Here is a 12,731-nt window from a genome sequence, read left to right on the forward strand (position 1 = left end):
CTAATAACTAATGACTAATCTAGTTCAAATTCATTTTTCCAAGCATCATCTTGTTTCCAAGGAATTTGTTCGGACTTGGGAAGCAAGTAATTTTCCAAAACCAGATAGTCCATTTCGGTTCGCATGAAACAGCGGTAAGCATCTTCTGGAGTGCAAACAATGGGTTCGCCTCGGACGTTGAAAGACGTATTTACCACAATTGAACAGCCCGATCGCTCTTCAAAATGGCTGATTAAGTCATAGTACCGAGGATTGGTTTCTTTGTGAACAGTTTGGATGCGAGCCGAGTAATCGACGTGGGTGACAGCCGGAATTTCCGATCGCGGAATGTTGAGCTTTTCAATGCCAAACAACTGCTCTTGTTCCGGAGTCATCGGAATGCGGAGACTGGACTTGACAGGTGCTACCAATAGCATATAAGGGCTAGAATGGTCAATCTCGAAATAATCCGCAACTCGTTCGGCTAAGATTGACGGTGCAAAAGGTCGAAATGATTCCCGATATTTAATTTTCAGGTTCATCACGGACTGCATTTTAGCACTGCGGGGATCGCCAACGATCGATCGACCGCCCAGAGCCCGCGGCCCAAATTCCATCCGCCCCTGGAACCATCCCACCACATTTCCCTGTTCCAAAATCTCAGCCAACTGCGGCATTAATTCGGCATCGTCCAATCGGTGATAGCTGGCTTTTACAGCATCCAAATATTCGAGAATTTCTGCGTCAGTAAACCTCGGCCCCAAATAAGAGCCGCGCATTTGGTCGTGACAAGTTAAATGAGCAACAGACTTCGCCACAGTTGCCACCGCTTGGTTTGCAGTGAGAACTTCAGTCCTCTCCTCAACCGCTGCGTTTGTAGTGACAAGTTCAGTTTTGAGGGATTCTATACTATTTGCTGTCGAGTTCGCGCTCACAGTGCGAGTTTGTTCGCAATACTGGTACCAAATCGCCAAAGCCGCGCCCAAAGCACCGCCAGCATCTCCCGCCGCCGGCTGAATCCAAATATCTTTGAAAATACCTTCCCGCAAGAGTCTGCCGTTAGCAACGCAGTTGAGAGCAACGCCCCCGGCAAGACAAAGATAATCGACATCCAATTCTTTTTTAACTGTTCTGCAAAGCCGCAAAACAACTTCTTCGGTAACAACTTGAATGGAAGCTGCAATGTCCATTTCTCGCTGAGTCAATTTTCCTTCAGCTTGACGCGGCGGCCCTTCAAACAGTTCGTCAAACTTCTTGTTTGTCATGGTTAAGCCAACTGTATAGTTGAAATAATCCATGTTCAAACGGAAAGTTCCGTCATCTTTGAGGTCGATTAAATAGTTGAGAATTTTGTCTACATACTTGGGTTCGCCGTAAGGAGCTAAACCCATGAGTTTGTATTCGCCAGAGTTGACTTTGAAGCCGGTGTAATAGGTGAAAGCTGAATAAAGCAAACCCAAGGAGTGGGGAAAATCGATTTCCCACTGAGGTGTAAGTTCGTTGCCGTCTCCCAACCAAACCGAGGTTGTTGCCCACTCGCCCACGCCGTCGAGGCACAAAACGGCTGCTTTTTGAAACGGGCTGGGAAAAAATGCCGATGCTGCGTGGGATTGGTGGTGTTCGGTAAATAGCAGAGATGGCAGTTTATTCGTTTTGCAGTTTGCTATTGCTGCCAGATCTCTTTTGAGCATGGTTTTGAGGTAAAGCTTTTCTTTTAGCCATATCGGCATGGCGGTTACGAAAGAGCGAAAACCTTGGGGTGCGTAGGCTAAATAAGTTTCGAGAAGGCGCTCGAATTTGACTAAAGGTTTGTCGTAAAAGACTATGCGATCGAGTTCCCGCAAATCTATGTTCGCTTCTTTCAAGCAATAAGCGATCGCATTCTTGGGAAATCTGGCGTCGTGCTTTTTGCGGGAAAATCTTTCTTCCTGCGCTGCGGCTATAATTTCTCCGTCGCGAATTAAGGCTGCGGCGCTGTCGTGATAGTACGCCGAGATTCCAAGTATGTTCATTCGTCTCCTCACAAATCGCAATGCGTTTGTATCTGACTATTTAGAATAGCTATCGATTATAGCTGCTTAAGTGCTGATTGGGAATTGAGTTTTGCGATCGCCTCTAATTTTACCTGGATCGATCCCGGTGCGCCACCCTCGGCCGATCGGCTTTTTGAGAGCATCAAGCTAGCGCCGACCAATCCTGCGCCCCCAAGCTCTGAAGTAAGTTACCACCGGGAATTGATAAAATTCACCTACCAACCACAGCACAATGCCTAAATGGGACAAAAAAGCTAACCCTGTCCAAGCTGCGGGCAGCCACGACAAGCGGCTGCCGGGAACCGGGGGAAAATAGTAAGCTGAAAGTCCCAGCAAGGTAGTGGGAAGGAAAATTAGACCGATCGCTGCTGCAAAATAGGGCCATCCGAATTCTACGCCTTCGAGGTGGGCTCCTATCCACCGTTTGCCGTTCCAGTGCCATGTTACCGGCGGTTGGCGATCGGCCATTTGGAGCGATTGTCTTTCAACGCTTGCGGTATAAATGTGCTGGCAGAAGTTGCAAGCTAGGGCGTCCATCATCGGCATGGTGGAAATTTGACCGGTGCGGCACACGGGACAGGGATATGTATCTTGAGGGTTGAAAGGTCGGGTTGATTTTTTGAAAGTCAGCATAGATCAGGCTGTTTGTCAAGATATTGAGCGATCTTAACAGAGTACAGAAATTGTGCGTTGGCTGAGGGCGGTTTTTGTATCTAGATTGTTGGTGATTTCAGAGGTTTTTTGACGCTTGCGGGCCCCACTGATTAATGCAGTTTCACGGTGGATGATGCGGATTAATTGCGGTGATTGTTGCTGTACCGAATTCTGGCTCCTGCCCAGTGAAGTTTTTCCCTCAAAGTGCCGTAATAAGAATAGTTTTCCCGCAAAATAATAAACTGGGCTTCGCAGTCTGCCCTGCGCACGTCTACGCGCTGTCCCGGCCAAATTGCAGTCCCCAAAACGCCGTCTGTCCAGAGTTTGGTACTGAGTTCGTAATCTGCTAAAGGCCAAATGCTGACGACTGAACCGGGCGGGAGTACGATCGCCCGACTCGATAAACTCAAAGGGCAAATCGGAGTAACTGCGATCGCGTCCATTCCCGAGTGCATAATCGGCCCGTTGGCAGATGCGGTGTAGCAAGTCGAACCGGTGGGAGTTGCCACAATTAAACCGTCGCCTTGATATTGATCGACTACTTCGCCGTCAACTTCCATTTCTAGAATACAGCTCGGCATTCGATCGGCTGAAGCAGGTTTGATACACATTTCATTGAGTGCCAAAAATCGCTCGCTTTCCGGTTCGAGATTAGTTCTGTTTCCTTCAAAAACTGCCGCCTGCAACATCATCCGCTTCTGCACGGCATACTTGTCTTCCGAAAGTCTGTCCCAAATCTCCTCGGTATTTTGGAAATCCTCAAAAGACTCGGTTAAAAAACCCAGATGTCCCCCCACATTCGCTGCCAAAATCGGGATGCCGTCAGCAGCTAAATTCCGGGCCGCAGCTAGGGCCGTACCGTCGCCGCCCAGCACCACGGCTAAATCAATTGGGCTGTTACTAGAAGCTAAAAACACCGGATACGGGTTATCTTTCGGGCCGCTCGGACCCATTAAAACGTCACACCCGCGACTTTCTAATTGGCGGGCACACTGTTCTGCCCACCGCTGGCTGAGGGTATCTCTGGCTTTGTGGGCAATAATTACTTGTTTTAGTTGCACAACCTATCGATTTTAGATTTTAGATTTTGGATTTTCGATTGTTAGATTTTAGAGTGAGTTCACAATCTATCGATTTTAGATTTTAGATTTTGGATTTTCGATTGTTAGATTTTAGAGTGAGTTCACAATCTATCGATTTTGGATTTTTGATTCTTAGATTTTAGGCTCAGTGAAAGATATTAAACTGTTCCATCGCACAAATTGGTTTTGGACATCAGGTTAGATTTTAAACTATTTTTGAGCATTGCGAGGCAGAGGCTGCGGATCTGCGTTACCAGGATCTGCCTGGTAAGGAGAAAGCCGGGAATAAGAAATATTATGACTGCATTTCCACATCTTCCTTCTTCCTTGTTCCTGACATCCGTTACATCCGTTACATAATCCGTTGCCGAACTTCCTTCACCCGTCGCTGCGCCTGGATTTGGGCTGCGGCCAGATAATGCTGGAATCTGTCGCAAGTAGGCGAGAAACTGCGTTCGCCCCAAAGCGGTTGAGGTGGCTGGGGTCAAAAAAATAGTCGTTGCGGCCAGGCCACCGCTGCGACAAGTCGCGGAAAGCGAAGCCTTTTTGCCGCGAGAGTTGGTCCATTCGCTGCCGGAACTGCTGTTCTGCCCGCAGACGAGTTCCATCTAAGTAGTCGTCGGTGAGGGGCAAATTGACGAAAATCAGGGGAATTTTGCGAGCTTTGGTAAATGCTACAACTGAATTAAAGGCTGTTGCTTGTTTGCCTCCGAGGTTGAAGTTTTCGTAGTCGCGATCGTACTGACCTGAAACGTAAGCGCGTTCTCGATAATAAGTGTTGGGATTGTAACGGCTAGATATAGGCATGAATCCGTTGGAGTCGATCGAATCTGCCAATTCGCTGACTTGCCTCATTGCTACTGTTGTCGGCTGCGAGACTGGAATCAATTCTGCTTTTTGAGTTGCTGCATTCGCTGCGATCGGTTTTAACTCATATCTTGCAGCATTCTCAGCAACGGGCAAGATGCCCACCCCACGAGACATGAATTTGATTGTGGGGTGGGCATCTTGCCCGCCCCTGAAAGGTCGATCGACAGATGCCCGTGCTCTGCGGAAAGTGTTGTTAGCGCAGGGCTGCGGGAATCTGTAACACTGGGGAATCACATTCGGTTCATCGAACTCCAGTTCGGGGCGAACGCCTGCGGCTAAAAGTTGGCTGCCTTCAGAATCGACGATCGAATTAAAAGTGCGATCGTCCCGGCCGCTGTTAAATCCCCGCACACCATCCGCCCAGACAATCATTTGAGGCAAATGATCCGGCTTCAAAAGCCGCCGCAGTTGAAAGTCAACTACTTGTGCAGTTGCGCCGTTGACTGAAAAGTTAAATACTTTTAAGCCCGGACGGCCATTTTGGGCCAAAGATTGTTTTAGCTGTTTGGGATCTACGCCCTGCAATGCGCGGGAACTGCCGACGATCAAAACGTCTGGCGGGCCGACGGCAGCAACGTAAGATAAGTAGAGTTCTAGCTTTTCGTCGAGCAAATCGCTGCTGAAGCTGACTGTACTGGCTTGCGATCCGTTTGCGCCCGCTTGCTGTTGGGAATAAACGAGGTTTTTCATGTACTCGATTACTTTTTTCTCCGCAAACGCCCGTTTGGGACTGCCTGGGGGAACGGCTTGCATCCAGGCGACGGCCTGCACCCACAGGGTGGCTACTTCGTCCCAGTCTTGTTTTGAATTGGCTGATTGAGCTAAATTAGAAGCTTGGGTGGCGAAGTTAACTGACTCCGTGAAGGCATCGTTTTGTGGGCATGAAGCAGCGCTGAGGGATTTTTGGGTTAGATTGGCGTTTTTAGCTAACAGAGACGTTGGCGACTGCGCTAGGACTGGGGATTCGATCGAACCCGATGTCGCTGCGGTGTTGGGCGGCTTCGTTGACGAACATCCCAAAGTTAAGGCTAGCAAGGCGGTTGCGGCGCAGGTACGTTTGAGGATGCTAGCAATGTAGCGGCGAATCATAAAGCTTTCAGCGATCGCGAAACATTACTAGATATTACCGCAAGCCGCCATTCCTCAGCAGCCTCGATCGTGACGTTAATTACCTATTTATGTATGGGATTCGATGACTGCTTCGGCTTGCAGGGCGATCGATCTCAATTTATCCAATGTATCCTGGTTCGCACTCTGCCATAACCCCCGCTGACGAGCTTCTAGCAATCTTTCCGCCATATCTCGCAGTGCCCAAGGATTGTTTTCTTGAATAAATGCCTGCACTTTCTCATCAAAAATGTAAGCCTCTGCGATTCCTTCATACATAAAATCCTCTACACAATTTGCCGTAGCATCGTAAGCAAACAAAAAATCAACTGTTGCTGCAATTTCAAAAGCACCTTTATAACCGTGTCGCATCGCACCTTCTATCCATTTGGGATTCACAGCCCTGCTGCGATAAACCCGCGCAATTTCTTCCCGCAGTTGCCGCACTTTCGGATTTTCGGGAATCGAATTATCTCCAAAATAAGTTTCAGGGTTTTTGCCTTGCAAATTGCGAATTGCGGCAGCCATTCCGCCTTGGAATTGATAATAATCATCGGAGTCGAGGATGTCGTGTTCCCGGTTGTCTTGGTTTTGCAGAACTATTTGCATTTGGCCGAGGCGTTTTTCAAATGCTTCGGGTGCAGAACATCCCCATTCACCCCCCCTAACCCCCCCTTGTAAAGGGGGGGGACAAGAGTTGGAATTAGCCCCCCCTTGTAAAGGAGGGGTTGGGGGGGTACTTGTATAGGCGTAACTGCTCCAATTAATGTAAGCTTTTGCTAAATCGCTGTCGTCTGTCCAGTTTTGAGCTTCAATTATGCCTTGAAGTCCTGCGCCGTAAGCACCCGGTTTTGAGCCAAACACTCGAAATTGCGATCGCCCTTGCGCCTCTTCTCGACTCAAACCTGTAGATTCCCAATACTGAATCTCTGCTTGAACTTGTGCTGCTAAAGGGTTGTCTTCTGCCGATTCGTCTAAATCTGCCACAGCTTTTACCGCACTATCAAACAAATCAATTAAATTAAAAAAAGCATCGCGAAAAAAGCCAGAAATTCGCAAAGTAACATCAACGCGCGGCCGCCCCAAAACTGAAATCGGCAAGATTTCAAAATCTACAACTCGGCGGGAAGGGCCATCCCAAACTGGTTGAACTCCTATCAGCGCCAAGGCTTCGGCGATATCGTCTCCCCCCGTTCGCATGGTGGATGTTCCCCACACTGACAAACCCAAAGTTTTCGGATATTCGCCGTTTTCTTGGGTGTATCTTTCGATTAAAGTTTCAGCAGCAACTCTGCCAACTCTCCAGGCGGTTTCTGTAGGAATGGCGCGGATATCTACTGAGTAAAAATTGCGACCAGTGGGCAATACATCTGGTCTGCCGCGAGTGGGCGCGCCGGATGCACCGCTTGGTATGTGCCGCCCATCTAGTCCGCGCAAAAGGTTGGTAATTTCTTGATTTGTTTGGAGAAGTGAAGGTAAAAGATAGTTATTTATCCAGTCTAATTCTAGTTGGGTTGCTTCTCCTGTTTCTGGATTTGCAACCGCAGATGAACGCGGAAAAAGGCGGATGTTTTCGATTAAATTATCTACTAATTCAGCGGCTTTTTCTTCGAGTTCTGCTGTTAAATCGCCCGCTGTGCGGTGCTGAATTATCGACGTTGGATCGCAGGTTAAGGGGTCGAAATCGTAGCCTGAGTCTTCTGCTAGGGCGCGGGTTATGCCCGATCGCCCGTTGGTGGGATGGCGGGCGATCGCAATTATCAAATCGCGCAACTGTCTACCTTCGGGACACTGCCCAAAAATGTGCAATCCGTCGCGGATTTGGGATTCTTTGAGTTCGCAAAGATAGCCGTCTGTGCGGGTGATAAATTCTGTAAATTCCGATTTATTTAATTGTATTCCTAAGTCTTTATCTAAGTTTTCTTTGTTGGTGAGGTCGAGAATGCGATCGCGAATCATGGGCAATCTGGACGGATCTAAACTTTGGGCTTCGCAATACTCATCAATTAAGGTTTCCAACTGCTGCAAAGGCCCGTAGAGTTCGGCGCGAGTCATCGGCGGTGTCAGGTGGTCGATTATCACGGCTTGCGATCGTCTTTTTGCTTGGGAACCTTCCCCCGGATCATTGACAATGAACGGATAAAAATTCGGCATCGCGCCTAATGCTACTTCTGGATAACATTTGTTAGACAATGCTATACTTTTACCGGGAAGCCATTCTAAATTGCCGTGCTTTCCAGCATGAATTATAGCGTCAATTCCCAACTTTTTTCGCAGCCAGTAATAGTAAGCTAGATAATTATGAGTTGGTTCTAAGTCTGGGGCGTGATAATTTAACGCGGGGTCAAGTTCATATCCGCGCGATGGCTGAATTCCTACAAATACATTACCGAACTGAATCCCCGGAATCGGAAAGTAGGGACACGGCATTGCCGTGTCCCTACCTTGTGTATGACCTTCAGCCGACCCCCATCTTTTACAAATCCCATCTTGCACTTGCTGTGGCAAACTAGCAAAATATTCTTCATATTCTGCCAAATCCAAAGATTGATGAACAGGCCGCAATTCGCGTCCTTCCGGGTCATTTGTCACGCCCGAAGTTAACAGTTCAATTAACTCGTTGCCGTTAGCGGGGATGTTTTCAATTTGATAGCCCGCTTGCTGCATAGCTTTGAGGATTTCGACACAGCTAGCGGGCGTATCTAAGCCGACACCGTTGGCTAAGCGGGCGTTGCGAGTGGGGTAATTTGCAAGAATTATGGCGATGCGTCTGTTGGCGGCTGGGGTTTGTTTCATCTTCACCCAATTCGCGGTTAAATCTGCTACAAATTGAATGCGATCGCCCGCTGCTACATAGCCTACTACATCTGTTTCTAATTCGCTGTTCCAAGTCTGTACCGCTTTAAAAGAAACAGCCCTAGTAATGATTTTTCCGTCTACTTCCGGCAATGCTACATTCATCGCCACATCGCGGGGCGAAAGTCCCTGAAGTTCCGTTTCCCACTGTTCCAAACCGCCACCGCTGAAGATTGCTTGCAATACGGGAACGTCTAAGGATTTTAAACTGTTTTGTTCCGGTTCTTGACTGCTGAAACCCGAGACTGCAAAACTTGTGGTGTTGAGCAATAATTGAATTGGTTCTGATTCTTTGGGCTGGAAATATTCCAGCAATTCTATTTGCAAATCTGGTTCCCGCAGAGAAGACACAAAGACGGGAACTGGTACTAAGTTTCGCTCTGCTAGAGCTTGACAAAGTGCATCAATGGGTGCTAAGTTTCCTGATAAATAATGAGCGCGATAAAATAAAATTCCCACCTTAGCTATAGTTGGTAAATTTAATAAATTATCGGGTAACTTATTTTGTATTGTGGAGCAGGCATCATTTTGTATTGTGGAGCAGGCATCTTGCCTGCTATCTTGTAAGGGCAGGCAAGATGCCTGCCCCACAAGATTTTTCCAATCATAAATCCCGACGCGGGAAACAGTTTGAGGTAGGGGCGGATTATAAGCAGTTTTCAGGCAAGTATCGGCGGCAAATTTTAGTGCGTTAACAAAGTTTTGGACTCCGCCTTCTGTAAAGTAGCGCCACAGTTGATTTACTGCTGATAGCGATACATTTGAATGGCTGATTAAATCTGGGTCTGGACTGTCTTCTCCCGGCATTACAATCAGTGATGCGTTATTTTTCTGCACAGTTTCCCGCAGAATTTCTAACCCGTAAGACCAATAAGAACGCCCTCCTAACAGTCTTAAGATTATGACCTCTGCGCGTTCTAAAACTTCCTCGGCATAGGTGTCAATTGTTAGTTGTTGCTGCAACTGAAGCAGGTTTACTGCGCGCACTTTGGGGAATGCTGCTGGCATTTTGGATGCGGCGGCTGCGAGAGTTTGAATGTCGGTGTCAGCAGCACTAATAAATACTATTGGTGCTGGGGTTTGCTGAATAAAAATTACTCCTTCTGCTTGAGGGTTCCAACCTCCTGGTGTGGCTGCTATTTTGTGCATTAATTTTTTTTATTTTAATAAATAGTGAGAGAAAGTGCGATCGCCTTGAGTATAACATGACTTATACATCAATAGAGGCTAGGGCGTGTTTCCCACCCAGACATCCCCGCCCAGGCGAGACAGGGCGGGCACGGGGGAACCGCCCCTACATTCGGGGGGAGAATGAGCGTCAAAGTCCCCGAAATCTCAACCTATAAACTGATAAATAAAACTCCCAAAATCATGATTCCGGCCCCTAATAATCTTTCTTGAATATCTTTTTCCTTAAAAATGAAATGACCGAACAATACACCCATTAACACGCTAGTACGCTTAAGCGCGATCACTCGCACTACGAAAGTTAATGTCAAAGCTTGCATTTGAAAAATTACTCCAGTAGCATTGAGAAACCCCATAGCAGCTAGCATTGGTAATTGTTTGAGAATTTGTCGCCCTGGATTTGGGGTTTTGTGCAATAAAACTGGCAGTAGCAAAAAACTCATGGTACCGAACAAAGAGAATACCCAAAAAATAGGGTAGGAATTTGTAACTCCTATTTTGTCAAAATTTGCGGCAATACTCCAGAGAAATGCGACGATTAACATCAATTTTGGCCCTGGTTCATCCAGCAGTGCTTTGAATGGGGCTAAATATCCTTTAGATTTCTCTTTGATATTTAATAAATAAGAGCCTGCTACGATTAGCAAAATGCCAATATAATCAAAAAACTTGGGATATTCACCGACAATTAATGGTGAAGTTACCAACATGAATAATGGTGTTAAAGCTACCAGCGGTAGTGTCAGGGATAAATCTGATAGTTTGATGGCTTTCATGTAGAGGAGGGCTGTGACAGCGTTGATACTACCTCCGATTAATAGGGCGAGCCAAAATTGAGAGTTTAATGGCGGAATTCCTGTATATAATACCCAGGGAAGCAAAAAGATGACTGAAAAAAAGGAGAGAGACCAAGCGACGACATATTCGTCACTTTTTTTGAGGTTTTGTTTGCCAAAAACGTCTTTGACGGCTTCAAAGAAAGCGGTCAAGATTCCAAAAATTAACCAAGTCAACCTAAATATGCGCTCCTGACTCGCTCGTCGTTTAGCAAATCCGTTCCAATACCTGTGAGGGTAATATTACCAGCTTCTAGTACGTAACCCCGATCGGCAATTTGCAGTGCTAAACTGGCGTTTTGTTCGACTAAGAGGATTGTAACGCCTGTGGAACGGAGGTTTTGAATGATTGCGAAAATCTCTTTGACGATCGCGGGTGCTAAGCCTAAACTAGGCTCGTCTAATAATAGCAGTTTCGGGCGGCTCATCAGCGCACGGGCGATCGCCAGCATTTGCTGTTCCCCGCCGCTGAGGGTTCCTGCTAGCTGGCGGCGTCTTTCTGCTAGGCGGGGAAATATTTCAAATTGGCGCTCTAAATCGGCTTTTACCGCCGCCGAGTCCGATCGAATATAGGCCCCCAATTCCAAGTTACTCAACACCGTTTGCTGCGCCAAAACCCGCCGCCCTTCTGGACTGTGGGCGATTCCCAATTTCACAACTTCGTGAGCTTGACGGCGGGTAATATCGCGCCCGGTATAAATAATTTGTCCTTGGTTTATATTAACTATTTTGGAAATAGCCCTGAGTGTGGTACTTTTGCCCGCACCATTAGCGCCGATGAGACTGACAACCTCCCCCGCATTCACGGTTAAATTAATATTTCGCAGGGCTTGAATGCCTCCGTAATTTACACAAATATTCTTTAGTTCCAAGAGGATGTTTTGCGCTGCTTCGGGTGGGGTATGTTGCATTTTATGTGACTTAATTTTTGATAAAAAACTGTCTTTTTTTCAGCAGTTAGCGAGTCAGTCATTCCGCGATTACGCCAGGGATTTAAACCCCAGGTTCATAGCTGAAGTCCTATGAAGGCTGGCAGATACATTTAGGACTAACTATTATTCTTAGTCCGCGCACCCTCCGGACTTTGTGTGCAGACACGATTTCCAATTACGCGGCGACTCAAGATGACATAATTTCAATTTATCTAAGTTTCATCTCCCAAATAAGCCTCAATCACCGCCGGGTCATTTCTCACAACAGCAGGCTCGCCCAAGGCAATAAGCTGACCGAAATGCAAGACGGCAATCCGATCGCACAATCCCATAACTAGCGGTACATGATGCTCGATCAATATTACAGTTAAATTGAATTGTTGGCGCACTTCTCGGATAAATTCGCTTAATTTGTGCTTTTCATTGGGATTCATCCCCGCTGCCGGTTCATCTAACAAGAGTATTTGCGGTTCTAAGGCTAAAGCGCGGGCAATTTCTAAGCGCCTCTGGTCGCCGTAGGGCAAGTTTTTGGCTTGTTCGCCCGCGCGATCGCCCAATCCGACTAAATCCAACAATTCTAAGGCTTTCCGCTGGGTTTTGCGTTCCATTGCGTTAGAGGCTGGCAAGCCGAAAATCCCCGCCAGCACCGATAAAACTGGATTGCCCGATCGACTGTGGATGTGTCGGGCGATCGCCACATTTTCCACAGCCGAAAGTTCCCCAAACAACCGGATATTTTGAAAGGTTCGGGCCATACCTTTATTAGCAATTTGATAAGGTCGCAGTTTAGAAATATTTTCCTTTTGATAAATCAGAGTGCCACTAGAGGCAGGTATCAGTCCAGTCATTACATTAAATAGAGTGGTCTTGCCAGCGCCGTTAGGGCCGATTAATCCAAAAATCTCGTGTTTTTGAACTGTGAAAGATACATCGTTTACAGCAATTAAACCGCCAAAGCGGCGAGTTAATCCTTGTGCTTCTAAGATGGGATTGCTTTTTGATAGAGGATTGCTGTTTAAAATCACAAAAAACTAGAGAATATCGGCAATCTAATTATGCCTCAGATTGGGATTTAAATAAATAGCATCGCGCTCTCAAATCAATTACTCATTACCAATTACCGCTTATTAATTACGAGGCATCTAGCTGATTCAACGGAAAACCGCTATAATATTACAATTGCCGTGCCGCCTC

At 46.9% G+C, this 12,731-nt stretch carries 8 protein-coding genes; all 8 read right to left on the reverse strand.

The features are described 5' to 3' along the window. Positions 1-14 precede the first annotated feature (14 nt). Entirely contained in the window at positions 15-1,991 is a 1,977-nt protein-coding gene (locus QUA20_RS06275; protein WP_333186580.1) for a carbamoyltransferase, read from the reverse strand. Positions 1,992-2,159: 168 nt separating this feature from the next. After that, positions 2,160-2,645 carry a hypothetical protein gene (locus tag QUA20_RS06280; RefSeq protein WP_333186582.1) on the reverse strand — a complete coding sequence of 162 codons (486 nt, stop codon included), beginning with the start codon at positions 2,643-2,645 and terminating at the stop codon, positions 2,160-2,162. A gap of 161 nt (positions 2,646-2,806) precedes the next feature. Next, the gene (locus QUA20_RS06285) at positions 2,807-3,727 is read right to left on the reverse strand and encodes an NAD(+) kinase (RefSeq protein WP_333186584.1); all 921 of its coding nucleotides are present in this window, start codon (positions 3,725-3,727) and stop codon (positions 2,807-2,809) included. 399 nt (positions 3,728-4,126) lie between these two features. Beyond that, positions 4,127-5,707, reverse strand: a complete 1,581-nt coding sequence (locus QUA20_RS06290) for a hypothetical protein (RefSeq protein WP_333186587.1) — start codon at positions 5,705-5,707, stop codon at positions 4,127-4,129. Positions 5,708-5,794: 87 nt separating this feature from the next. Further along, the gene (cobN, locus tag QUA20_RS06295) at positions 5,795-9,730 is read right to left on the reverse strand and encodes a cobaltochelatase subunit CobN (RefSeq protein WP_333186588.1); all 3,936 of its coding nucleotides are present in this window, start codon (positions 9,728-9,730) and stop codon (positions 5,795-5,797) included. A gap of 191 nt (positions 9,731-9,921) precedes the next feature. Next, positions 9,922-10,782: an EamA family transporter gene (locus tag QUA20_RS06300; protein ID WP_333186590.1), complete on the reverse strand. Its 861-nt coding sequence runs from the start codon at positions 10,780-10,782 to the stop codon at positions 9,922-9,924. After that, complete coding sequence (locus tag QUA20_RS06305) at positions 10,779-11,516, reverse strand: ABC transporter ATP-binding protein (RefSeq protein ID WP_333186592.1); 738 nt, start codon at positions 11,514-11,516, stop codon at positions 10,779-10,781. Before QUA20_RS06305 ends, QUA20_RS06300 begins: the two co-directional genes overlap by 4 nt. Positions 11,517-11,749: 233 nt before the next feature. Further along, positions 11,750-12,562: an ABC transporter ATP-binding protein gene (locus QUA20_RS06310; protein WP_333186594.1), complete on the reverse strand. Its 813-nt coding sequence runs from the start codon at positions 12,560-12,562 to the stop codon at positions 11,750-11,752. Positions 12,563-12,731: the final 169 nt, after the last annotated feature.

This window comes from Microcoleus sp. Pol7_A1 (assembly GCF_036701085.1).
Lineage (GTDB): Bacteria > Cyanobacteriota > Cyanobacteriia > Cyanobacteriales > Microcoleaceae > Microcoleus > Microcoleus asticus.